Origin of the sequence: Planococcus sp. YIM B11945, from assembly GCF_050864155.1 — a bacterium.
Classification (GTDB): domain Bacteria; phylum Bacillota; class Bacilli; order Bacillales_A; family Planococcaceae; genus Planococcus.
Genome location: NZ_JBOZWR010000004.1, coordinates 305440 through 329290, shown reverse-complemented (window position 1 = coordinate 329290; position 23851 = coordinate 305440). Strand labels below are relative to the sequence as shown.

At 45.9% G+C, this 23851-nt stretch carries 20 protein-coding genes; 19 read left to right on the top strand and 1 reads right to left on the bottom strand.

Features of this window, described 5'->3' with window-relative positions; genetic code table 11:
• The first annotated feature begins 11 nt into the window (after nt 1–11).
• The 12 genes from ACRRQV_RS09570 to ACRRQV_RS09515 all read left to right on the top strand — a co-directional run bounded on the left by ACRRQV_RS09570 (nt 12) and on the right by ACRRQV_RS09515 (nt 14275).
• Nucleotides 12–1388: a M20/M25/M40 family metallo-hydrolase gene (locus ACRRQV_RS09570; RefSeq protein WP_432530135.1), complete on the top strand. Its 1377-nt coding sequence runs from the start codon at nt 12–14 to the stop codon at nt 1386–1388.
• Nucleotides 1389–2630, top strand: a complete 1242-nt coding sequence (locus tag ACRRQV_RS09565; protein ID WP_432530133.1) for a M20 metallopeptidase family protein — start codon at nt 1389–1391, stop codon at nt 2628–2630.
• Nucleotides 2627–4177, top strand: coding sequence for an ABC transporter substrate-binding protein (locus ACRRQV_RS09560; protein WP_432530131.1), 1551 nt, complete (start codon nt 2627–2629; stop codon nt 4175–4177). The genes ACRRQV_RS09565 and ACRRQV_RS09560 overlap by 4 nt, the downstream gene beginning before the upstream one ends.
• A gap of 43 nt (nt 4178–4220) precedes the next feature.
• The gene (locus ACRRQV_RS09555; protein ID WP_432530129.1) at nt 4221–5135 is read left to right on the top strand and encodes an ABC transporter permease; all 915 of its coding nucleotides are present in this window, start codon (nt 4221–4223) and stop codon (nt 5133–5135) included.
• Nucleotides 5136–5188: 53 nt separating this feature from the next.
• Nucleotides 5189–6055: an ABC transporter permease gene (locus ACRRQV_RS09550; protein WP_432530783.1), complete on the top strand. Its 867-nt coding sequence runs from the start codon at nt 5189–5191 to the stop codon at nt 6053–6055.
• A gap of 17 nt (nt 6056–6072) precedes the next feature.
• Entirely contained in the window at nt 6073–7065 is a 993-nt protein-coding gene (locus tag ACRRQV_RS09545) for an ABC transporter ATP-binding protein (protein WP_432530127.1), read from the top strand.
• Nucleotides 7052–8077: an ABC transporter ATP-binding protein gene (locus ACRRQV_RS09540; RefSeq protein WP_432530125.1), complete on the top strand. Its 1026-nt coding sequence runs from the start codon at nt 7052–7054 to the stop codon at nt 8075–8077. The genes ACRRQV_RS09545 and ACRRQV_RS09540 overlap by 14 nt, the downstream gene beginning before the upstream one ends.
• Nucleotides 8078–8092: 15 nt before the next feature.
• Complete coding sequence (locus tag ACRRQV_RS09535; protein WP_432530123.1) at nt 8093–9412, top strand: hypothetical protein; 1320 nt, start codon at nt 8093–8095, stop codon at nt 9410–9412.
• 183 nt (nt 9413–9595) lie between these two features.
• Nucleotides 9596–10639 carry an ATP-grasp domain-containing protein gene (locus ACRRQV_RS09530; RefSeq protein ID WP_432530121.1) on the top strand — a complete coding sequence of 348 codons (1044 nt, stop codon included), beginning with the start codon at nt 9596–9598 and terminating at the stop codon, nt 10637–10639.
• Nucleotides 10640–10968: 329 nt separating this feature from the next.
• On the top strand, nt 10969–11295 hold the full coding sequence (locus ACRRQV_RS09525) for a nucleoside triphosphate pyrophosphohydrolase (RefSeq protein WP_432530781.1): 327 nt from the start codon (nt 10969–10971) through the stop codon (nt 11293–11295).
• Entirely contained in the window at nt 11288–13705 is a 2418-nt protein-coding gene (locus tag ACRRQV_RS09520; RefSeq protein ID WP_432530119.1) for a DEAD/DEAH box helicase family protein, read from the top strand. The genes ACRRQV_RS09525 and ACRRQV_RS09520 overlap by 8 nt, the downstream gene beginning before the upstream one ends.
• 132 nt (nt 13706–13837) lie before the next feature.
• Entirely contained in the window at nt 13838–14275 is a 438-nt protein-coding gene (locus ACRRQV_RS09515; RefSeq protein ID WP_432530117.1) for a DUF4357 domain-containing protein, read from the top strand.
• A gap of 88 nt (nt 14276–14363) precedes the next feature.
• On the opposite strand, the gene ACRRQV_RS09510 is transcribed toward ACRRQV_RS09515, so the two are convergent.
• Nucleotides 14364–15005, bottom strand: coding sequence for a GntR family transcriptional regulator (locus ACRRQV_RS09510; protein ID WP_432530115.1), 642 nt, complete (start codon nt 15003–15005; stop codon nt 14364–14366).
• 334 nt (nt 15006–15339) lie between these two features.
• On the opposite strand from ACRRQV_RS09510, the gene ACRRQV_RS09505 reads away from it, so the two are divergent.
• From ACRRQV_RS09505 to ACRRQV_RS09475, 7 genes are all read left to right on the top strand, one after another.
• Complete coding sequence (locus ACRRQV_RS09505; RefSeq protein WP_432530113.1) at nt 15340–17022, top strand: ABC transporter substrate-binding protein; 1683 nt, start codon at nt 15340–15342, stop codon at nt 17020–17022.
• A gap of 73 nt (nt 17023–17095) precedes the next feature.
• On the top strand, nt 17096–18076 hold the full coding sequence (locus ACRRQV_RS09500; protein ID WP_432530111.1) for an ABC transporter permease: 981 nt from the start codon (nt 17096–17098) through the stop codon (nt 18074–18076).
• A gap of 20 nt (nt 18077–18096) precedes the next feature.
• On the top strand, nt 18097–18951 hold the full coding sequence (locus ACRRQV_RS09495) for an ABC transporter permease (protein ID WP_432530109.1): 855 nt from the start codon (nt 18097–18099) through the stop codon (nt 18949–18951).
• On the top strand, nt 18948–19973 hold the full coding sequence (locus tag ACRRQV_RS09490; protein ID WP_432530107.1) for an ABC transporter ATP-binding protein: 1026 nt from the start codon (nt 18948–18950) through the stop codon (nt 19971–19973). Before ACRRQV_RS09495 ends, ACRRQV_RS09490 begins: the two co-directional genes overlap by 4 nt.
• Nucleotides 19974–21047 carry an ABC transporter ATP-binding protein gene (locus ACRRQV_RS09485; protein ID WP_432530105.1) on the top strand — a complete coding sequence of 358 codons (1074 nt, stop codon included), beginning with the start codon at nt 19974–19976 and terminating at the stop codon, nt 21045–21047.
• Nucleotides 21044–22438, top strand: a complete 1395-nt coding sequence (locus tag ACRRQV_RS09480) for a M20/M25/M40 family metallo-hydrolase (RefSeq protein WP_432530103.1) — start codon at nt 21044–21046, stop codon at nt 22436–22438. The genes ACRRQV_RS09485 and ACRRQV_RS09480 overlap by 4 nt, the downstream gene beginning before the upstream one ends.
• On the top strand, nt 22428–23807 hold the full coding sequence (locus tag ACRRQV_RS09475; RefSeq protein ID WP_432530101.1) for a M20/M25/M40 family metallo-hydrolase: 1380 nt from the start codon (nt 22428–22430) through the stop codon (nt 23805–23807). The genes ACRRQV_RS09480 and ACRRQV_RS09475 overlap by 11 nt, the downstream gene beginning before the upstream one ends.
• Nucleotides 23808–23851 lie beyond the last annotated feature (44 nt).

Below are 23851 nucleotides of genomic sequence, written 5' to 3'. Positions count from 1 at the left end.
GAGATGGGAAGTTGGGCAATAAAACAGATGAGTTTATTGAAAAAAACAGGGACTTGTACATCAAGTGGTTGTTGGATTTTTGTGAGATTCCAAGTGTCGCAGCACAGAACCGGGGAATGACAGAAGCTGTCGCTTATTTGGAGGATTTGTTTCAAACCGCATTTTCTTTAGAACCGGAAAAACTCCAGACCGAGGGATTTCCAGTCGTCTTTGCAGAGTTGAAGGGGAAATCGGACAAGACCTTAAGTTTTTACAATCATTACGATGTTCAGCCGGAGGATCCTGTTGAGTTGTGGCAGACGCCAGCCTTCGAACCGGATATTCGGGACGGCAAAATTTATGCCCGGGGAGTAGCCGACAACAAGGGCAACTTGATTGCGCGTTTGGCTGCAGTCCATGCCATCCAGCAAGTGGGGGAAGAACTTCCGGTTAACATCAAGTACATATTCGAAGGGGAAGAAGAAATCGGCAGTCTGAATTTGCCGAAATTCGCAAAAGAATATGCAGAAAAAATCCATTCTGACGGATGTGTCTGGGAATTCGGCTACCGGGATGCAGATGGAACTTTGCAAGTAAGCCTTGGTGTAAAAGGCATGCTGTATGTAGAACTGAAATCTTCAGGCGCCAATACGGATTTGCATTCGGCCCAAGCGGCAATTATCGAAAGCCCTGTTTGGAAATTGGTCTGGGCGCTTAATACGCTGAAAGACAAAGACGAAAAAATTCTCATTCCGGGCTTTTACGATGATATTGAACCGATCACGGAATTGGACGACCAAATGCTTTCCCATTACCAGCTGGACGAAGCTGCCCTGCTCAACAAGCTCGAGTTGGATGGTTTCGTCTTAGGGCTCAATGGCCACGAATTAAAACACAAGCATATTTTTGAACCGACCTGCAATATTTGCGGTATTGTCTCGGGCTATACAGGTGAAGGAACCAAGACGGTATTGCCTTCCGAAGCCACGGCGAAAATTGATTTCCGTTTGGTGCCGGGACAGGATCCGGAAAAAATCCTGCAGCAATTGCGGGAGCATCTTGATGCGAACGGATTTGAAGATATTTCAATCTTAGTAACCAGTTCGGAAATGGCTGCCCGCACGAAACCGGACGAAGCGATTGTAGATGCGATGATTTCAGTCGCTAAACAGTATTCGGACAAAGAGCCGAATATCGTGCCGAACACTCCGGGAACCGGCCCGATGTATGAACTGTGCCAAGCCCTAGGGATTCCTTCCGCTTCTTTTGGAGTCGGAAATTTTGAATCCAATAACCACGCGCCGAATGAAAACATTAACATCGACGATTATATAGAAGGCATAAAAATGGTGGCGGCCCTAATTTTCGAATTCAGCAAGAAATTTGAAACCGAAGGAAGTGTTCGATAAATGGAATTGGCGGTGGACGGCAGACAAAAATTCTCTCAACTGGAACACACGCATTTTGAATGGCATGAGGCGATTTCGGGGGTCTTTGATGAAATCGTGGAAATTCGCAGAGATCTTCACGCCAATCCGGAACTTGCCTTTCAGGAAACCCGGACAGCCGGCATCGTAGCCGGTTTGCTTAAGGATTGGGGCTATGAAGTCCAAGAAGGGGTTGGGAAAACCGGAGTGGTCGGCTTATTGAAAAGCGGGCTTCCGGGTCCGGTAGTCGCACTGCGCGCTGACATGGACGCTCTTCCGATGATGGACGAAATTGAACAGCCTTACCGCAGCAAAAAGAATGGCGTGGCCCATACGTGCGGGCATGACGCCCACACGTCGATCCTGCTGGGCGTGGCGAAACTTTTTTCTGAAAAAGGACTTCCCTGCGGAACGTTGAAGCTGGTGTTTCAGCCAGCTGAAGAAATCGGTGAAGGGGCGGCAGCCATGATCGCTGACGGCGTGCTGGAAAATCCGAAAGTGGACTTTATGGCCGGGCTGCATGTTCACCCGACCATTCATACCGGCGAGTTCTCGGTTACGGAAGCGGAATTTAGCTGCGCAGCTGTTGACATTTTTGAACTCGAAGTGACAGGAAAAGGAGGCCACGCGGCGCATCCGCATCAAACGATCGATCCGATCATGATTTCGGCGCAAATTTTAGTGGCGCTCCAGCAGATTGTCAGCCGGCAAATCGATCCGCTCGATTCGGTCGTACTGAGTTTCGGGCAGATCGAAGCGGGAAGCAAAGCGACGATCATTCCGAATTCGGTTTTGTTGAAAGGAACGGTCCGCACCTTGAATCCGGCAACGAGAAGCCAAATGCCAGAGCGCATGAAAGCGATTGCCAAGGGAATTGCTCAAAGCTTTGGCGGCGACTGCAAACTGGATTATCAATTTGTCACACCTTCCATACAAATCGATAACGAAGCCCGCACTTTGCTGGCGCAGACAATCGGCGAACTGTTCGGGGAAGGCGCATTAAAAACATCCCTTCCTTCCATGGGTGGAGAAGATTTCGCTTACTTCTCGGAGAAAGTGCCCTCGGTATTCTTCCGGTTAGGGACAAAAAGCGGAGAAGAAACCGCGTATCCCAATCACAACACCCGTTTTGATGTAGATGAACAAGCGTTTCTGTACGGAATCTCGGTGCTGAGTTTACTCACGCACAACTACTTAAAGAAGAATGAGGGGGAAAAAGGATGAAGAAAAAAATATGGATGTTGCTGCTTGTATTGGCAATGATTTTAGCCGGCTGTTCAGGCGGCGGAGAAAGCAGCGGTTCCGAAGGGGAAGCGCCGGTAGAGAAAAGCGACAGCAAAACATTGACGGTCGCTTATGGGACCGATATCGTGACGTTTGATATTCACGATCACAATACCACGTCGACAGAAGCGATCCACGTCAACATGTTCAATTACCTGTTAAAGAATGAAGGGGAAAAAGGATTTACGCCCGACTTGGCTGAAAGCTGGGAAAATGTCGATGACACCACATGGTCTTTCAAATTGAAAGAAGGCGTCAAGTTCCACAACGGCGAGGATTTAACAGCTGACGATGTAAAATTCACATTAGAGCGAGTTGCTAAAGACGATGCATTATTGGAACACGGCAACTACAACCAAATCAAAGAAGTAAAAGTCATCAGCGACTACGAATTTGAAATTATTACCGTAAATCCAGAACCGGCTTTATTGAACCGCCTATCAAGATTAGGTTCAAGCATCTTGCCGAAAGATTATATTGAAACCGAAGGCTGGGAAGTGTTCCTTGAACAGCCGGTCGGCACAGGCCCATACAAATTCAAAGAATGGAAAAAAGATGACCGTTTAACGCTTGAAGCAAATAGCGAGTATTTTGGCGATGCCCCTAAGTGGGAAGAATTGGTTTTCCGCAGCATCCCGGAAGATTCAACGCGCGTATCTGAATTGCTGACTGGCGGAGTGGACGTAGCTGTAAACATTCCTCCGACAGACGTGGAACGCATCAACAATACGGACGGAGTCACGACCGTTCAATCACCTACGCAGCGCGTCATGATGCTTGGTCTGCGCACAGATGAAAACAGCGTGACGGGAGATCCGAAAGTCCGTGAAGCAATCGACTTGGCTATCGACAAGCAGGCGATTGTGGATTCCTTGTTAGAAGGAGCAGGAACAGTGACGCGCACACGCGTTACACCAGGCAACTTCGGAGCAAATGAAGATTTGTACGAAAAAACGTTATACGATCCAGAAAAAGCGAAACAGCTGCTTGAAGAAGCAGGGCATGCAGATGGAATCGAGCTTACGTTAAGCGCGCCAAACGGCCGTTATTTGAAAGACAAAGAAACAGTCGAATTGGTTTCGGCGATGCTTTCTGAAGTGGGAATTACCGTGAACTTGGAATTGCTTGAATGGAGTGCATTCAACGAGAAGTACCAAAGCAAGAGCTTTAACGAAATGTTCTATATCGGGTACGGAAACTCGATGTTTGATGCATCGCTTGCATTGGAGCGTTTGACGATCGAACAGGCGGCAGGCGAAACAGATTACAACAACGCGGAAGTGGACGAACTTCTGACAGCTGCTGAGCAAAACATGAACTCGGAAGAAAGAGCACAGCAGTACCAAAAAGCTCAGGAACTCATTGCCGAAGATCGCCCGCAAATCTACATGTTCCAGCTGGATGCGATCACGGGAATAAACGACCGGCTTGACTACCAGCCGCTTCTGAACGAAATGTTCTACGCAGATTCCGTTACATTAAAGTAAAAAAAGGGGGCCTGCCCCCTTTTTTTCAATAGGGAGTGTTCTCATGAAATACTTTTTGCAAAATCTAGTAAAAACCATTCCGGTGCTGCTTCTTATTACACTGATTGTCTTCCTGCTGGTTCGCGTGACGGGAGATCCGGTGTCGTTAATGCTTCCCGAAACAGCGAGCGACGAAGAACGGGAGTCGTTAAGAGAATCGATGGGATTCAACGATCCGTTGTATGTCCAGTATTTCACGTACCTCGGTGACTTGGTGACCGGGGATTTCGGGGATTCGTTCCGCTACAACACCAATGCGCTTAATCTGATTATGGAAAGGCTGCCGGCGACGATTGAATTGGCGGTTGTTTCGATGATCATCGCGATCCTCATTTCGGTTCCGCTGGGCATTTGGTCTGCGGTAAAGCGCAATAGTTTCATCGATTTGTTTATAACCGGAGGAGCCGTGCTGGGCAAAGCGATGCCGAGCTTCTGGCTTGGGATCATGCTGATTTTGCTGTTATCGGTAACGTTTCAAATTTTCCCGGTTTCCGGACGAGGGACATTCTGGCATTTGATCTTGCCTGCTCTGACATTAGGGACCGGCATTGCGGCTGAAATGACCCGCTTGATCCGGTCGAGCATGCTTGAAATACTCGGCCAGGATTTCATCCGGACGGCGAGAAGCAAAGGCTTAGGCGAGGCAATCATCGTGAACAAACACGCGTTTCGGAACGCGTTAATTCCGGTGGTTACCATCATGGCTCTTCAGACTTCTACGCTGATCGGCGGCACGCTGATAACGGAAACGGTCTTTGCCTGGCCGGGGCTTGGCCAGCTGCTCGTGCAGTCCGTCAACTTGCGGGATATGGCAGTCGTTCAGGCGGCGACGTTTATCATTGCGATTTTTGTTATCTTAAGCAATCTAATTGCGGATTTGGTTTACAGGCTGCTGGATCCACGCATTAAATACGATTAAAGGAGGCGCTCCATTTGGCTCAAATTACGGAAAATGTTACAAATCAGGAAAAAGTGAAATCCAAAACCTCCTTTAAGAAACTCGCGAAGCGGCTGGTAAAAAGCAAAACGGGAATGGTCGGGTTGGTCATTGTGACGGTGGTAGTGCTGATGGCGATTTTTGCTCCTTTGCTGGCTCAGCATGACCCCGCAAAAACGGATGTCATCAACCGCTTGCTGCCGCCTTCTTGGGCAGAAGGCGGAAATCCGGACTTTCTGCTTGGGACAGACAACTTAGGGAGAGATATTTTAAGCCGAATCATTTACGGATCCCGAATTTCCTTGCTCGTCGGCATCAGTGCGGTTCTTCTTGCGGGAGCAATCGGCATGGCACTCGGATTGATCGCCGGCTATTACGGAAAGTTCTGGGATTTCCTGATCATGCGGACCGTTGATGCTCTGCTGGCAATCCCCAATATTTTGTTCATGCTCATCATTCTTGCAGTCATGGGGCCGAGCCTGATCACCTTGATTTTGGTTCTGGGCGGAACTTCTTGGGTCGTCTACGCCCGGATGGTCAGAAGTGAGACGCTCAGCATAAAAGAGCGCGATTATGTCCGTTCTGCCAGAGCGATCGGCGCGAAAAACTTCAGGATCATAACGAAATACATCTTGCCGAATGTCATGTCTTCGTTTATTGTCATCGCGACACTGAACGTGGCTACGACCATCATTTTGGAGGCCAGTTTAAGCTTTTTAGGGCTTGGCATACAGCCTCCTGACGTATCGTGGGGGTTGATGTTAAGCGACGGAAGACAATATATAGCGACAAGCTGGTGGGTTGCCACTTTTCCCGGAATTGCCATTACGGTGACTGTACTGGGAGTGATTTTCCTGGGCGACTGGCTGCGGGACGTTCTCGATCCGAAAATTAAAGATTAGTGAAAGCGGGTGGCATCATGAATAAGAGCCTTTTGAAAGTCGATGATTTGAAAGTCCGGTTTAAAACAGAAGACGGCTATGTTTCGACTGTAAACGGCGTTACGTTTTCGATGGATACAGGAGAGACGCTGGCGATTGTGGGAGAGTCCGGAAGCGGAAAAAGCGTGACTTCGCTTGCGTTGATGGGCATCTTGCCTGCAAACGGAGAAGTTTATAACGGCGACCTGTCATTTGAAGACAAAGACTTGAGGAATTTAAGCAAAAAACAATACCGGGCACTTCGGGGCAACGAAATCTCGATGATCTTCCAAGAGCCGATGACCGCGTTGAATCCGGTCTTCACTATCGGCAATCAGTTGAGGGAAACGCTGATCCTGCATAACAAACTATCGAAAGAACAAGCGCAAAAAAAGGGCATTGACATGCTTCAGACGGTCGGAATTCCCGATGCGGAAAAAGTCATGGGCAGGTTTCCGCATCAATTATCAGGAGGCATGCGCCAGCGGGTCATGATTGCCATGGCGCTGTCGTGCAATCCGAAGCTGTTGATCGCGGACGAACCGACAACCGCGCTTGACGTGACCATTCAAGCTCAAATTTTGACCTTGCTTAGAGATTTAAAGGAAAAATCCAATACAAGCATCATCATCATCACGCATGACCTGGGCGTGGTTGCGGAACTGGCCGACCGGGTAATTGTCATGTACGCCGGGGAAGTCGTGGAAGAAGCCCCGATTCATGAACTTTTTGAAAACCCGCTGCATCCGTACACGAAAGGGCTTCTGGCCTCTATTCCTAAAATTCATGATGTGGTCGATGAGCTGTATTCCATTGAAGGCACCGTGCCGAATCCTTCTTCTATGCCTGCCGGCTGCAAGTTTCATCCCCGCTGTCCACTGGGGGACATAGAGTGCACCAAGGTTCATCCGCCGCTTGAATATGTTTCGGCCACTCATGCGAAACGCTGCATCAAAGTTCTAAGACAGGAGGAGTCCTATGAACGCGATTGAAAATAAAGTCATCATGGAAGTGAAAGGGTTAAAAAAACACTTTGACATTTCAAAGGGATTCATTAAAAAAACCCATTCGAAAGTGAGAGCGGTGGACGGCTTGAACTTTCAAGTGTATGAAGGGGAAACGCTTGGTATTGTAGGGGAATCGGGATGCGGGAAATCCACCACCGGATCGTTGATGCTCGGGCTGCTGGATGCGACAGAAGGCCATATTTTCTTCCAGGATGAAGACTTGGCCAATATGACGCAAGAAGAATTACGGAAGGCCCGCCGCGACCTTCAAGTGATTTTCCAAGATCCCTATTCTTCGCTGAATCCCCGGATGACCGTCGAACAGCTTGTCGGGGAACCGCTGGTCGTTCACGGCTTGGCTTCCGGCAAGGAATTAAAGCGGCAAGTAACAGAGCTGCTTGAACTTGTCGGATTACGGGAATACCAAATGAAGCTGTATCCGCATGAATTCAGCGGCGGGCAGCGCCAGCGGATCGGCATTGCCCGGGCATTGGCGCTGAAACCGAAAGTCATCGTCTGCGATGAGGCGGTCTCGGCACTGGACGTATCCATCCAGGCGCAAATCTTGAATCTCCTGAAAAGGCTGCAGAAAGAGCTGAATTTGACGTATATTTTTATCGCCCACGGCTTGCCGGCCGTTCGCCATATCAGCGACCGCATCGGTGTCATGTATTTGGGCAAAATGGTCGAGCTTGCCGGGCGGGATGAATTGTTTGTCAACCCGCTGCATCCTTACACGCATGCCCTTCTCGATTCCATTCCGATTCCGGATCCGAAATTCAGGAAAGAACATATTTTAGTAAAAGGGGAGATCCCGAGTCCGACCAATCCGCCTTCGGGCTGCCCGTTCCATCCGCGCTGTCCGAAAGCGACCGAAACATGCAAAGTGGACATGCCGGAATTCCGGGAAATTCTCCCGCTTCACTTTGTGGCGTGCCACCATCCGATGGTGAACGAAGACACCGCGGTTTTACCAAATGCTTCTGAAGTAGATTGAAAAGGTGATGACAACATGAAAGTGCGAATTGGCGCAATCGGCCCTCCGGACTCGCTGCGGAATATACGGGAAGTGGCAAGCTTGGACCGGCGGATTGAACTCGTGGAGTTCGAATATTTTGGTTCTGAGCAATTGCCGGAGATCATGGAAAAGCACCGCTATGAAGTGAAGCAGTGGATTTTTTCAGGGCAAGCCCCTTATTATTATTGCTTGGATAACGGGCTCATCACTGAAAAAGAAGCTTCTTATCCTCCGCTGCATGGCATGGCCCTTCTCGGAACGTGCTTGCAGGTGATGCAGGAGAATGGCAGGTTCGTTTCGAGGATGAGTCTGGATACGGTTGACGAGTCCACGGTCAAGTCGTTGTTTACGGAATACCGGCTTGATAAGATCTCATTTGAGCTTTTATCGTATGAAGGCTATAAAGAGTATGAGGAAATCATCGACTTCCATGTGCAAAACTACAACTCCGGAAAAGTGGAAGTCGCTTTGACCTGCTTGTTGAAAGTTTACCTGGCTTTGCAAAAGCGCGGCATTCCGTGCTACCGCGTGGTGCCTTCAAAAATGGCCATCAATACGGTGCTGGCCCTTCTCGTATCGCGGGCGCAAAGCCATGTCTACGAAAAGCAGAAAGTGGCCATCATCGGCTTCCAAATGTTCGAAGAAGGAAAAGCTGCGAAAAAATCAGCGTACAGCTTTGTGGAAAAACAAAAAGAGCTGGAGTTGGAGCAGGAATTGCTTCAGATCACCAAGAAATTAAACGGTTCCTTGATCAACAAAGGCAGCGGCGCGCATTTTATCTACACGACGCAAGGCGACTATGAACTGCTCGTTTCCGAACAGCCTTTTTATAAAATCGCCAATGAAATCAAAATGCGCACATCGCTGAACCTTCACATTGGCGTCGGTTCCGGCTATACGATTTACGACGCGGAACAGCATGTCCAAATGGCTTTTGAACACGCTGCAGAAAAAAACAGCAACGAAATCATCTATGTCAACGAAGAAGGAATCTATAATAATCTAAACGAAGGCCAGCAGCAGGAGAATGCTCCGAGCCTCCAGCTCCCTTCTTACTGGACGGCCGTCTTAAAAGAATTTAACTACCGGGAACATATTCCGATGAAAGTCTATCAGTATGTCAAACTGAAAAACATCACCTTTTTCACGAGCGACATCATGACCGTTTTGCTGAAAAACACGGACAGAAATTCCCGAAGAATCTTAAGCGAGCTTGAAAAGATGAACCTGATCCGCGCAGTGCCGGAAGAAAACAATTCCGGAAAACGGGGCAGGCCGAAGAAGATTTACGAGCTGGTTATGGAAGAAAAGTGAAACGTTTGAGCAAAAGTTTTTTGTGAAAAAGGAGCGCCCATCCGGCGTTCCTTTTTGCTTTTTCAAAGCATCCTTTTCCGGATGTTTACGGAAAGAAAATAAAAAAGAGAAAGAATTGAGAATATGCTAAACGGTTCCCACTGATTAAAGGGTAATAAGTAAATAGAAAAGGGGGAAATGACAATGGCCATTAAACTGTGGTTCAATCGCTGGTTTTCAACCGTCACCCACTATATAGAAATGATTCGGGAAAATCCGGATCGGCAATCATTCATCATCCATGGAACCCATTCGAATCCAGATGCGGTTTATTTGAACAGCTGTGACGTAAGCGGAATAGAACCCGATGTAAACGGTGAGGAATACCTGGAATTTTGTCTTGACTACTGCCGGCAGAACCAGATTGATGTTTTTATTCCGCGCAAAGAGAATGTCATGATTTCACGGCAGTTAAAAAGATTTCAAGAAATTGGCGTAAAGGTACTGGTGTGTCCGGATGGCGACTTGATGGCGCTGCTGGATAATAAGGTGTCCATGTATCGCTCGCTTGAAGAAAAGATGTTGGAGGGGCATGCAATCGTTCCCTTGCCTGCATATCGGATTGTCCGTACAGCAGACGAGTTTAAACAAGCTTATGCAGAACTGGCCGCACAAGGAATGGAGCTATGCCTTAAGCCGGTAGTGGGAGAAGGTGCAAACGGTTTCTGGGTTCTTGATGAAATAGCCGATACGATTCAGTTCCTCTTTAACACCGCGTCATCCCGAAAGATTTCCTATGCATCTGCCTATAAGCTGCTTCAGCAGCAAAGGGAATTTCCCGATTTAATGATCCTCGAATATCTGGACGGCTTCGAATACAGCATTGACTGTTTAGCAGATGGCGAAGGCAATTTATATACAGCCATTCCGCGAAAGAAAGGGAATGGCCGCATCCGGGAAATTGAATACAACGAAGAGTTACTAGAAATTGCCCGCAAAATAGCCCAGCATTACAAAATCCCTTACGTCTTCAATATTCAGGTGAAATATAAAGACGGGGTGCCAAAACTTCTGGAAATCAACCCGCGCATGAGTGGCGGTCTGCACATCAGCTGCTTATCGGGAGTAAATGTTCCTTATTATGCGGTTAAGCTGCTGTTAAAAGGAACGATTGAACCGCTTTATCCGAATTTCGGCATCAAAGCGACGCATATAGAGCAAGCGGTGGTTCTTTCGAGGGAATTGTAACGAGCGGGCGTATAAAACGGTTGAAGAGAGGAGAGCCGCTACTATAACGAACCTCATTGCCGCCTTGTTGATTTCAGTTCTTTTTATCCATTATATTGGGTTTAGTTAGTGCCCAGCTTTTTTAATCGATTCAAATTTAAGGAATTCAAAAATTCGTAACTTTTATATGCTGAGAAAAATAGGGGCAAATATAAAATTGCTTAGGCAGGAGAGGATATTTTGATAGAAAATGTTATATTTGGAGTTAATGTTAATATTAAGATATGATGTTCTACTGTACTAATAGAAAGTTTAGAAAACGTAAAATAGAGGGGACAAGGTGAGTGGAAATGCCAACTTATAATAAACTCGTTCGAGATTACATACCTCAAGTAATTGAGAAAACAGGGAAAGAATTTTCAGCACGCATCCTTTCGGAAGAAGAATATATTACTGAATTAAAAAACAAACTAAACGAAGAAGTTGTAGAATATTATGAAGCAAAAACAAACGAAGAAGCCATTGAAGAACTTGCTGACATTCTTGAAATCATCCATGCAGCAGCTAAAATCCATGGTTCTTCTTATGAACAACTGGAAGAAATCCGCAAAGAGAAAGCGGAGAAACGCGGCGGCTTCGAGAAGCGCATCTTTTTGATTGAGGTCGAGGATGACTAAGTTGGAACTGGTCACTTCTCAGCTAGTTAGCCATTTGGAAAGATTGTCGAAAGAGGCAGTAGAAATTCATTGGATCACCGCTTTCGCTATGAAGTCCGGGGTAAAAAAGATTATTCCTTTTCTGCAGGAAGCGGCTAGCCGAAATGTGCCGATCAAACTGCTGATCGGCGATTATCTTTTTGTCACGCAGCCGGAAGCGCTCCGGATGCTTTTGGAGCAGGCGCCTTCTGCCGAAATCCGCATTTGGAAAAGCGGGGGAACGTCCTTCCATCCGAAATCTTATTTGTTTCGGGGAAGCGAGCAGTCCCATCTGATTGTCGGTTCTTCCAATTTGTCGGCTTCCGCACTTACGAGTGGCGTCGAATGGAATTTGATTGCGCCGACTTCGGTGGATGCGGAAGTGTTTGATGAAGCGGTTACCCGGTTTCTAGAAAATTTTTATTCGAATAATACCGTTCCGTTAAACAACGAAACACTTGCGGAATATGAATCTTTACATAAAGCGGCCAACATCAAACGGCCGATCAGTCCAGTATGGTCAGAAGCGGAAGAATTGGAAATCACGATTGGGCCATCAGGTGCAGGAACAGTAGGTGAAACTTCAATTCCTTATACGACCGATATTTCACCGCGTCCTGCTCAACAAGAAGCGTTGGAAGCATTGGAAAACGCCATGGCGGAAGACTACAGCCGGGCGATGGTGGTGCTGGCAACGGGGTTAGGCAAAACCTATTTGGCTGCTTTTTTCGCTGAAAAGTTCAAGCGGGTTTTGTTTGTTGCGCACCGAGAAGAAATTCTTTATCAGGCAAAGGAATCATTCAAGCATGTCCATCCGAACCGCTCGGGCGCTTTTTATAATGCGGCAGAAAAAGCAACCGATGCCGACTTTATTTTTGCTTCCGTTTTCACGCTCGGCAGCCAGTATCACCTGGACCGTTTTGCGCCGGATGCGTTTGATTTAATCGTCGTCGATGAGTTCCATCATGCGGCGGCTCCTACATACGAACGGCTGCTTGGTCATTTCAACCCAAAATTCCTGCTTGGCATCACTGCCACTCCGGACCGCATGGACAATAAAGACGTTTACGCATTATGCGACGGCAATGTTGCGGTCTCCATTCACTTTTTGGATGCCATTGAGCGCGAGTGGCTGGCGCCGTTCCATTATTACGGCGTCTACGACGATACGGATTATTCGATGATTCCTTGGCGCGGCACGCGGTACGACGAGGAAGAACTTCTGCAGGTACAGCTCAGGGAAGATTTTGCGGAGAAAATACTTGATGCCTGGATAGCGCATAAGCAAACAAGAACCATTGTGTTCTGTTCCTCTGTGAAACAGGCGCTTTTCATGGATGCGTTTTTCCGGAGCAGCGGCGTCCGATCGATTGCGCTTCACGGGGAATCGCCGGCCGATATGAGAAGAGGCGCCAAAGGGTTACTGGAATCTGGGGAACTGGAAGTGATTTTCACGGTCGATTTGTTTAATGAAGGTGTCGACATCCCGAAAGTGGATACGCTGCTGTTTATCCGGCCAACCGAATCTTTGGCAGTCTATACCCAGCAGATCGGCCGTGGCTTACGGACCGCTGAAGGGAAGTTGCATTGCGTCATTATCGATTTTATTGGAAACTATCGGAATGCTGATTTGAAGCTGGCTGTATTTGATATGGGTGAAAAAGTTGCGAAAAACAATCCTATTGAACTGCAAGTGCCGGGCATGTGCGAATTTAATTTGGATTTGCAGGTCATCAATTTGTTGGAAGAACTCAACAAGAAGCGGGCACCTCGAAAAGACGCGCTCGTGACTGCATACCGGGAGCTGAAAAGGGAGATGGGAAGACGTCCGACCTATTTGGAATTCCATCTCCATGCCAATGCTGATGCCAAAACCGTTAAGCAAGAGTTCAACAGCTATTTCGGCATGCTGGGGTATGCTAGGGAGTTAACTGATGAAGAAGAAATGGTTTGGCTGAATTTCAAGCATTGGTTCGTGGAAGTCGAAAAGACCGGAATGACCAAAAGCTACAAGATCATTGTTTTAAGCTATATGCTTTCAAAAGGAGTGGAAGGATGGCTGAATCCTATTGCTCCAAAAGAGGCAGCACCATACTTTCATCAATATTTAACGGAAAAGGACTACCGGTTGAACATCGACTTTAACGATGCTCAAGGGAAAAAGCTGCGGCTGTATGACGAAAAGAAAGTGGCTGACTTGATTGCACGGATGCCGATGGAGAAATGGAGCGGAAGTGCGAAAGATGAACTGGTTGTATTTGACCGGAAGAACTTTTGGTTTAATCTTCAGCCGGCTCCGCAGGAAAGGGATATTTTGCATGCTTGGACAAAAGAAATAGCTGAATATCGGCTGCATTCATATTTTGAAAGGAAAGCAAAGGTGTTCATCTAAGCTAAGTATTTTTGATAAAAAGCTGGCTTTATTGTCACCTTTCACCAGTTTTTTCTCTATCTATCTAGTATAACCAGACAACTCTCTATTTCAGAGAACGTCCCTATTACTAGAAAGAAGAAGGTGAAAAAGATGAACGAAATCTACATCAGAAAAGCCCAAACAGACCAAGGCGACTTCTACGAATTCCTCCGCCTCAATCCCGATACCGGAAGGGAAGAAACGGTAAACCCTTTCGCTGCGGGATTGTTTCTGGAAGAAGCAGAGAGCCCGGAACTGCTGTCGATCACTTCAAAGCGCGGGGCGGATGCCAAAGGCTATTACCGCGGGGACAAGTTTGTGGTGGTGAAGGGGTCAAAGTTTGCCGCTTCGACTTCGCCGAAATGCCCGAAAAAGTATGTGCTGCTGCGGGAAAAGCTCATGCTTAACGGTTTGCTTGTGCCGCTCCACAACCAGCTTTTGGTCATGCAGGACATCGAATTCGATTCACCGATGAAAGCGATGGGTGCGGCGATCGGCGGCTGGGTGAGGGGGCCGCATGGCTGGAAAAAAGTGTGGGAAAAAGAATAGCGAACGAAAAAACGGACTGTCGATTGAGACAGCCCGTTTTTTATTTGCTTATTTTTTGCTTGGTGAACGGAAGTGAAAGCCAAACAGCCTATAAACGATCCAACCCTCTTATAAGGTCATTGTTTATGTGTTTTTCGATTACCTCATTCACATTAGCTATGTCTTTTGATTTGAGTGCTTCAAAAAGTTCCAAGTGTTCTTTATGGATTTCATAATTATAAACTGGATTTTTTGTGATATTGGCCCGGTAAATCAAGAGAAAAGAATGAATTTGATCCAAAAGCTGCAGCAGCCTTTTGTTGGTGCAAGGGCGGATAAGCAAATCATGGAATTGGGTGAACAGCCCCAAAACTTTGAACGTATTGTTTTCTTCCAATGCAACTTCCGATTGGGTCAATACTGATTGAATTTCGTTTAACTCTTCCTCCGAAATAATTTGGACCACTATTCTCATGACTTCTTTCTCTAACGTTCTGCGGCATTGGTAAAGTTCAACAAAATCTTGTTTGTTTAATTCGACTACTTTGAGCGATCCTTGAAACTGGATGATCAGCCCTTCTGATATGAGCTGCTGAATTGCTTCTCTTAAAGGTGTCCGGCTTATATTGTATTGTTTCGCAAGCTGAGAAGCGTTAACTTTTTCGCCAGGCAAGATTTTTCCCGAAAGGATCAATTTCCGGAGTTCTTTATATACTTGGTGGTAGAGAGGTTCCGCTATTTGAATTTCCATCTTATTCACCTCCATCTTTTTTATTGGATGCTGTATACAGTATTTATAAAGTCATCTTATATTCTATTGAACAGTCCGTCAACTTCATATCTCATGCATTATTTTGCAAAGGAAAAAGGTTTGTATAAAAAGGCTGTAAATTGCATGTTTTTCTTTTAAAGTCTTTTAGACAAGCTTTAATATCTTTTTATAATTAGTAAAAATGAATAAATACAAAATAAATAAAATATTCAGAATTGTATTGACATTGAATCTGAGAACAGTTAATTTTAATAACAACACAAATGAATATCGAATACTGTATACAGGATTCGATTAAAAGGAGGAAAGGCTATTGAAAAAAGTATCCGTTAGTTTGTTTTTGATTTTTTCTATGTTTTTGTCGGCGTGTTCGATGCAGGTCACGAAAGAAAGTGCTGGGGAAGATGAAGGTGAGTCATTGATCGAAAAAACAGAAGGCTTGCCGGCAGACAGAAAAGTGGAGGAAATTGAATTATACGTAACTACTCCCGAATATGATCCAATTCGCTATGAACTGGGTTTGATGGTGACGGAAGAGTGGAAGAAGCTAGGCTTTGATGTAAAAGTGACCCCGCTGGAGTGGAACAGATTATCGGAGCTTGGAATGCAGCAAAAGGATTTTGATGCATTTACGCTTTCGTGGGCTGGCCGTTCGGAACGAATTGATCCAGATCACTTTGTGTACTCGACACTTCATTCTTCGCAAGCTGTAGAAGGCGCCTATAACATTCCGGGCTACAACAATCCTGAATTTGACAAGCTTGCTGAAGAACAACGGACATTATCCGATCCGGAAGAACGCAAAAAAGTGGTTCATGAAGCTGAGGAACTTTTCATGGAAGATTTGCCTTATGCGCCAATTGTACATAGGGATCAAGTAATGCCTTACAACAAAACGAACTTCACTAATGTAAAATACATGCTTGGTGAAGGGTTGAATAGTTTCTGGACGTTCATGGAAATTGAACCTAAAGGAGATAGAAAAGAAGTCCGTTGGGCATATCCAAGTGATATTGCATCGCTTAACCCGTTAAATTCAACAAACAGCCACGATTTCCAAGTTACTCGTTTAATGTATGATCGCCTGGTGCAAATTGGCGAAGACGGGCTGCCGAAAAACTGGGCTGCAGAAGAAATTGTTGACGTGAACAAAGATGGCAAGACCTATGAGGTATCCATCAGAAAAGATATGAAGTTCCATGATGGAGAACCCGTAACTGCAGAAGATGTAAAATTCTCTTTTGATTTTGTTAAAGATATTCAATCTCCGTATTTCTTCGGCATGGTAGAGCCTATAGAATCAGTTGACCTAGTCGATGACTATACCGTTCGCTTTAACTTGAAAGAACCATTTGCACCGTTTATCAGCAATACCTTGGCTCAAATGTATATTTTGCCTGAACACTTCTGGCAGCCGATTTTTGATAAAGGTGGAGCAACCGCAGTATTAGAGCATCCGAATGAAGAAATTATCGGAAGCGGGCCTTTTAAATTGGATTACTGGACTCCGGATCAAGAGCTGAAAATGACAGCAGTCAAAGATTATTTTTCGCCTGCTAAAGTTGATGGCATCCTCAGTATTCCGTATGCCAATACACAAAGTATGGTGGCTGCAATCGATAAAGGAGAAGCCGATCTTGCCGGCTGGTGGATTGAACCGATTCAAATTGAAAATCTAGAAAAAAATCCAGATGTTGAAATAGTAAATGTTCCGGATCATGGTTTTTACCATATTAACTACAACATGAGAAGAAAACCGTTCGATGATAAGGCAGTTCGTTTAGCGTTGTCTTATGTCATTCCGAAACAACGGATTCTTGATGAAATATTAGAAGGCTACGGCACGCTGGCCCATTCCTTTGTTGGACCTGCAAATGAGTTCTGGTATAACAAAGATGTAAAAGGCTTCAACTATGATGCCGGGAAAGCGGTTGACTTATTAAAAGAGCAAGGCTACCAATGGGATGAAAACGGAAAGATTTATTATCCGGAATAAGCAGAACAAAATAGAAGCAACAGTAAGAGAGGAGTGTATTCCTCTCTTACTGCTTTAATGGAGGGGAAATGGTATGTCTGATATCGTCTGGTTCATCGGCAAAAGGATTTTACAGAGCATTTTGACGCTTTTCATATTATTGACACTATTATTTTTCATGTTCCGGATTCTTCCGGGTGATCCGACTACGATGTTTGTTGATGCGGCGTTGCCGGTCGAAGCGCAAGAAGCAGTCAAGGAACAGTTTGGATTAGATAAACCTTTATCCGAGCAGTACTGGACATACTTGTCGAACTTTGTACAAGGAGATTTCGGCATTTCTTTTTCATCCAGAGAACCGGTATTGAATGTCATCAGCCATTACATATTGCCGACGTTGATGCTGATGGGCGCTACGATAGCAGTAGCCTTAATGATTGGCATTCTTTTTGGGGCCCTTGCTGCATGGCATAGGGGAACAAGGTTTGAAGCGGCTATCGTTTCGAGTGCGTTGTTTTTCAAATCAGCACCCATTTTTTGGATAGGCATGGTGGCTCTCGCCTTTTTCTCCTACAGTTTGGATTTATTTCCGACAGGCGGCATGTACGAGCCAGGAAAAGAAGCTACAGGTTTTTTCCAAACGTATATAAATATCGAATTTCTTCACCACCTCATACTGCCAGTGGCTGTTGGGGCGCTTTATTATATTGCGAATCCGCTTCTTATAATGAGAAGTTCTATGATTGAAGTCATGCAAGAGGACTTTATCGAGATGAACCGGGCAAAAGGCTTGAAGGAAAGTACGATTATGTTCAAGCATGCCATGCGCAATGCCATGCTGCCCGTCGTAACCGAAATCGCTTTGCTGATTGGGTTTGCCATCGGGGGCCAGGTGCTGCTCGAAGTGGTGTTCAACTGGCCGGGCATTGGCCGCCTTATTGTTGAGGCCATTCAACAGAATGATTATCCGGTAGCGCAAGCGACATTCTTCTTAATGGGCTTCATTGTCATCGTGCTCAACTTGTTTGCAGATATTCTTTATGGCCTGCTTGATCCGCGAGTGTCTTATAAATAATGCGAAAGGGAGGAAATTAAATGAAAACGAAAAGAATCTTTAAGCTGTTGCTTCGGGATAAACTGGGACTTATCGGGATTGCCATTCTTGCTTTCTTCATTGCAGTCGCCATCTTTTCCCCTCAGCTGTTGCATTATGATCCGATGGAACAGCATTATGCAGAATCAGGTGAACTGAAAAAAATGGAGCCTCCCAGCAGCGAACATTTACTGGGAACAACTAGGATGGGGAGGGACGTTTACAGCCAAGTTATTGCCGGAACAAGGGTGGCACTTTTTGTCGGTTTTGCTTCAGCCCTGATGGTTACAATCATCGGAACGGTAATCGCGCTGATTGCGGGTTATTTCGGCGGCTGGGTTGATGATTTATTGATGCGTGCTACGGATATTGTTTACGGAATACCGTTTTTGCCATTCGCTATGATTATGGTTGCGGTATTAGGACCAAGCATCTGGAATATCATTATCGCTATTGTTTTAATCTCCTGGAGAACAACGACGCGGGTCATCCGTTCGGAAGTGCTGACCATAAAAAATCGGACCTTCATCCAAGCAGCCAAGCTGAACGGAGCGGGGCCTTTCCGAATCATCTTCCGGCACATTGCACCGAATATTATTCCGCTTGCGCTTGTTTTTGGTTCACTTGCTATGGGTACAGCAATTGTCACTGAAGCCAGTGTAAGTTTTCTTGGCTACGGAGATCCGCTTTTGATCAGCTGGGGCAAGATATTGTTTGATGCTTATGTCGCTCATGCCATTACGGAAGCTTGGTGGTGGGTTATCCCTCCTGGCCTGGCTATTACCCTGCTTGTTATGTCCGGCTTTTTTGTTAGCCGATCTTTAGAGGAAATCTTAAATCCGAGGTTGAGCCGATGACAAAAAAAATGCTGGAGCTGAAAAATTTACGGACAAGCTACAAGTCGATGGAAGGGGAAGTCTGGGCAGTTGATGATGTCACGTTCGATTTGGAAGCCGGAGAGAATTTAGGGCTGGTAGGTGAATCGGGCTGTGGAAAAACGACCATCATCAAATCGATTATGCGTCTGCTGCCAAAAGGAGCTTACTCCACAGGTGAAATTAATTTCAAAGACGACAATCTTCTGGAATTATCAAATGAAGAGATAAGAAAAATCCGCTGGAACGAAATTTCTATTATTTCTCAAAGTGCGATGAACGCCTTGGATCCGGTTTACCGCGTAGGCGATCAAATCGTTGAAGCGATACGGAATCATGACAACGTATCAAAAAAAGAAGCGTGGGCAAGAGCTGAGGAGCTATTTAGGCTGGTCGGTGTAGAAACTTCACGGTTAAAAGATTATCCTCATCAATACAGCGGCGGAATGAGGCAACGCGCAATTATTGCTATGGCTCTTGCGTTGAGTCCGGATGTTATTGTTGCCGATGAGCCGACCACTGCCCTTGACGTTGTGGTGCAGGCGCAAATATTGAAGCGAATGCGGGATATCCAAGTTAAATCAGGCAGTTCGATGATTATGGTTACCCACGATATCTCGGTCGTTGCAGAAACTTGCCAAAAAGTGGTCGTCATGTACGCCGGCAAAGTGGTGGAGTCGGGGGCAGTGGCAGATATTTTCACGGAGCCTTATCATCCGTACACAATGGGACTGAAGAATGCATTCCCCAACATAAAGGGCGATAAATTTGAACTGATTTCGATTCCAGGCTATCCACCCGATTTATTAAACCCTCCGTCGGGTTGCAGATTTGCATCACGTTGCCCTTTTGCCACGGAGATTTGCACGGAGGAGAATCCGCCAAATGTAATGGTGGGGGCTAGCCATACGGTAGCCTGCCACCATATTGACCGAGTTGAAGAAATGCGGGAAAAGTCGAAACGGAGAGAAACATGGAGTGCTGTGGAAAAGGAGTTGGTATAAATGGTTCATACTACAGTCGGGGACATCTATAAAACAAAAGAAGGCCAAATCGATAAATTTTCTGACCGCCCCATAGTCTATAAAATCGACAATTTAAAGGTGCATTTTCCGGTAAAGTCGAATTTTTTCAAAAAGCGCTTAAAAGATGAAGATGCGAAATTCGTAAAAGCGGTAGATGGCATTACCTTGACAGTCCGTGAGGGGGAAACGATCGGAATCGCTGGAGAATCCGGCTGCGGGAAATCCACACTTGCCCGAACATTAGTGAAATTGGAAGAGCCGACTTCAGGAGAAGTGCATTTTCATGGAGCCGACGTCACTTCGATCAAGTCAAAACAAATGAAGCAGTTTAGAAAAGATGCGCAAATGGTGTTTCAGGATCCGTATGAATCGTTGAATCCACGTTTTTCCATCCGGCAGACATTGGAAGAGTCGCTGATCATTCAAAAAATGGGGAATCGGCAAGAACGCACGGCTCAAATTCTTGACACGCTTAATCGGGTTGGCCTAAAGCCGGCGGATAAGTACATTGACCGCTATCCCCATGAAATGAGCGGTGGACAGCGGCAGCGTGTAGCGATTGCACGGGCGCTGGTCATGAAACCCAAATTTTTAGTGGCGGATGAACCGGTTTCCATGCTGGATGTTTCGATCCGCGCTAGTATTTTAAACTTGCTGAAAGAATTAGTGGATGAACTGAACTTGGCGAGTGTGTACATTTCACATGATTTGTCGTTAATTCGTTATGTCTGTGACAAGACGGCGATTATGTATTTGGGGCGGATTGTGGAATTTGGCGATACAGAAGATGTGATTAAAACGCCATTGCATCCCTATTCGCAGGCGTTGCTTTCAGCTGTGCCGAGCCCGGAGCCGAAGCCGGAGGGACTTTCAATCGCGATTGAGGGAGAAGCGCCAAATGCCATCAACATTCCGTCGGGGTGCCGATTTCACACACGCTGCCCTTTTGCCATGGAACATTGCAAAAAAGTCGAACCGAAAGCGATCCATCATGACGGCCGCTGGGTCGAGTGCCATTTATACGACAAAGAACTGCAGGTGGCCAAGACATGAATCTTTTTATAAAAGAGCTTCATGACCACATTGAACAAAATCAAAGCAGTTATTTGGCAAGTTTGACCGAATTCTTAAAGATAAAAAGCATTTCCACAAAAAATATGGGCATGGAAGATTGTGCGCTTTTTTTAAAAAACTTCATGGAGGAAATCGGTATTTCGACAAAAATGCTGAAAGAAGAAGGGGCATTCCCGGCAGTCTATGGCGAAGTAGCCAATCCTGATGCTGTTAAAACGCTTCTCATTTATGGCCATTACGATGTTCAGCCGGAAGACCCCATTGAACTTTGGGACAGTCTTCCTTTTGAGCCTGAAATAAGAGATGGAAAAGTCTTTGCCAGAGGTGCCACAGACGATAAAGGGAACCTCTGGGCCACAATAGTGGCGGTAAAAGTCCTTTTGGAACTTCAGAAAACGAGTTCGGTCAATCTGAAATTCTTTTTTGAAGGGGAGGAAGAAATCGGCAGTCCTAATTTGGAAGCGTATATGAAAAACAATAAAGAATTGCTGAAAGCGGATTTCACGATTTTGTGCGACCGCGGCATCCATGAATCCGGCAGGCCGCAAATTTATTTGGGGAATAAAGGAATCACGAATGCGGAAATCTCTTTGACGACAGCGAAACGCGATACCCATTCCGGCCAGGCGCCGCTGCTTCCGAATGCAGCATGGGAACTCGTCTGGCTTTTAAACAAGTTAAAAGAAACCGACTTGGAAATTATGGTTCCGAGTTATTATGACGATGTCATGGGGCCGTCCGAAGCGGATTTGGAATTGATTGAAAGCATTCCATTCGATGAACAAGAATACCTCGAAGCTTACGGCATCCAAAAAATCAATGGTACGGGCGAGGCGTTCGACAAAGTTAAAACGCTCACGCAGCTGCTTTACGAGCCCACAATGACCATCAACGGGCTGACTTCCGGGTATCAGGAGCAAGGGAATAAAACGGTCATTCCGCGGAAAGCCTCTGCTAAACTGGATTTTCGGTTCGTGAAAAATCAAAACCCCGAGAAATGCGTAGAGCAGATAAAAAGCCATTTGAGTACATTAACCGGTGCAGCCATTGAAGTGTCGTTTGGAGATACGCGCAATCCTTCAAAAGTCGATCCAAGGGAGCATGGCGTGCTAAAGTCGATTAAAGCGGCAGCTTCTGTTTATGGCAAAGAGCCGGTTGTCTGGCCCTTGCTGGATGGTTCGGGGCCGATGTCCTTGTTTGAAGAAATATTAGGAGCGCCGGCTATAATAATCGGTTTAGGTTCGCCTTTTGCTTATGCAAATACACATGCTCCAAACGAGAACATCGGAATTGATAATTATTTGAACGGCATCGCAATGATGGCTTATTTGTATTCCATATATGGAGAGGAGAACGGATATGACGCTTAACAAAACAGAAACAAGCGTAGAATTAGCACAAATTGAAGAGATGATCGACCAACGGAAAGAGGCTTATTTAGAGACGTTGTATAAATTGCTTCGCATCGAAAGCATCAGCGCCCAAAACAAAGGCATAGACGAAGCTTGCGAGATGATCAAAGAAGAAATGGAAGCTGCGGGAATAGCGACAACAATCATTCCTTATGCCGGAAATCCCTTTGTCTATGGAGAAATCATAAAAGACCCTGAAGCTTTCACTTTACTGATTTATGGGCATTATGATGTTCAGCCCCCTGATCCAGTCGATGAATGGCTATCTCCGCCTTTTGAACCGACGATTCGCGACGGGAAGATTTATTGCCGGGGAGTCGGGGATAATAAGGGGCAGTTGATGGCGCAAATACTTGCCATCAAGAGTTACATAGATACCGCAGGAGAACTTCCGATTAACGTTAAGTTTATTTTTGAAGGGGAAGAAGAAATCAGCAGCCCCAACTTGGCTTCTTTTGTCGCTGACAACAAAGAACTCTTGAAGGCAGATTTGGTCTATACATCAGATGGGCCAAAACATGACAGCGGCGCACCGTTGGTATTGCTTGGTGTCCGAGGGCTTACGTATATTGAACTGAAGGCCAAAGGTGCGAAATGGGATAACCATTCCGGAAACAAAGGTAACATTTCACCGAATCCGGCCTGGAAAATTATAGATTTACTGAATACTATGAGGGATCCGGATGGCCGCATTTTAATTGACGGGTTTTATGATCATATCCGGCCAATTACTAAAAAGGAAGAGGAATTGATTCGAAACCTGCCTTTTGATAAAGCGAATATTGCTGAACAGATCGGCTATGACCAATTTGATTTAGAAAAAGAAGATTATTACCGGAAATTGACGATGGAACCGACTTTTAATATCGCCGGTTTTACAAGCGGATATGGCGGAGAAGGCTCAAAAACTATTATTCCTTCCACTGCCACTCTAAAGATGGATATTCGTTTAGTGGTTGATCAAGATCCAGAAGATGTGTTTAACAAATTCGCAGCACATGCTAAAAAATATGCGCCTGATATTGAAGTGAAAAATTTGGGAGGCATGAAACCTTCACGGACGCCAGCGGATCTGGAAATTGTAGGAGTTGTCACCAACGCAGTAAGAAACGCTTTCAGGCAAGAACCTGTTTTGCAGCCGGGGATGGGTGGGAGCCTGCCCGATTATGTATGGACGGACGTGTTAGAAACGCCTTCTATCATCATCCCGTATGCGAATTTTGATGAAGCCAACCACTCGCCAAATGAAAAAATGGGTGTGGATGATTTTGTTAATGGCATGAAATGCACGTGCCACGTAATAGCGGAAATAGCCAAGCATCGCTAAAAAGGAATCAGTAGAAAAAGAAGCCAGCAGTGCAGACCAACATG

Coding starts and splice junctions, on each gene's coding strand:
- ACRRQV_RS09500 (WP_432530111.1), top strand. CDS start 17,096: ATGTCTGATATCGTCTGGTTCATCGGCAAAAGGATTTTACAGAGCATT.
- ACRRQV_RS09560 (WP_432530131.1), top strand. CDS start 2,627: ATGAAGAAAAAAATATGGATGTTGCTGCTTGTATTGGCAATGATTTTA.
- ACRRQV_RS09485 (WP_432530105.1), top strand. CDS start 19,974: ATGGTTCATACTACAGTCGGGGACATCTATAAAACAAAAGAAGGCCAA.
- ACRRQV_RS09515 (WP_432530117.1), top strand. CDS start 13,838: ATGAACGAAATCTACATCAGAAAAGCCCAAACAGACCAAGGCGACTTC.
- ACRRQV_RS09520 (WP_432530119.1), top strand. CDS start 11,288: ATGACTAAGTTGGAACTGGTCACTTCTCAGCTAGTTAGCCATTTGGAA.
- ACRRQV_RS09565 (WP_432530133.1), top strand. CDS start 1,389: ATGGAATTGGCGGTGGACGGCAGACAAAAATTCTCTCAACTGGAACAC.
- ACRRQV_RS09525 (WP_432530781.1), top strand. CDS start 10,969: ATGCCAACTTATAATAAACTCGTTCGAGATTACATACCTCAAGTAATT.
- ACRRQV_RS09530 (WP_432530121.1), top strand. CDS start 9,596: ATGGCCATTAAACTGTGGTTCAATCGCTGGTTTTCAACCGTCACCCAC.
- ACRRQV_RS09495 (WP_432530109.1), top strand. CDS start 18,097: ATGAAAACGAAAAGAATCTTTAAGCTGTTGCTTCGGGATAAACTGGGA.
- ACRRQV_RS09555 (WP_432530129.1), top strand. CDS start 4,221: ATGAAATACTTTTTGCAAAATCTAGTAAAAACCATTCCGGTGCTGCTT.
- ACRRQV_RS09540 (WP_432530125.1), top strand. CDS start 7,052: ATGAACGCGATTGAAAATAAAGTCATCATGGAAGTGAAAGGGTTAAAA.
- ACRRQV_RS09545 (WP_432530127.1), top strand. CDS start 6,073: ATGAATAAGAGCCTTTTGAAAGTCGATGATTTGAAAGTCCGGTTTAAA.
- ACRRQV_RS09490 (WP_432530107.1), top strand. CDS start 18,948: ATGACAAAAAAAATGCTGGAGCTGAAAAATTTACGGACAAGCTACAAG.
- ACRRQV_RS09535 (WP_432530123.1), top strand. CDS start 8,093: ATGAAAGTGCGAATTGGCGCAATCGGCCCTCCGGACTCGCTGCGGAAT.
- ACRRQV_RS09480 (WP_432530103.1), top strand. CDS start 21,044: ATGAATCTTTTTATAAAAGAGCTTCATGACCACATTGAACAAAATCAA.
- ACRRQV_RS09510 (WP_432530115.1), bottom strand. CDS start 15,005: ATGGAAATTCAAATAGCGGAACCTCTCTACCACCAAGTATATAAAGAA.
- ACRRQV_RS09475 (WP_432530101.1), top strand. CDS start 22,428: ATGACGCTTAACAAAACAGAAACAAGCGTAGAATTAGCACAAATTGAA.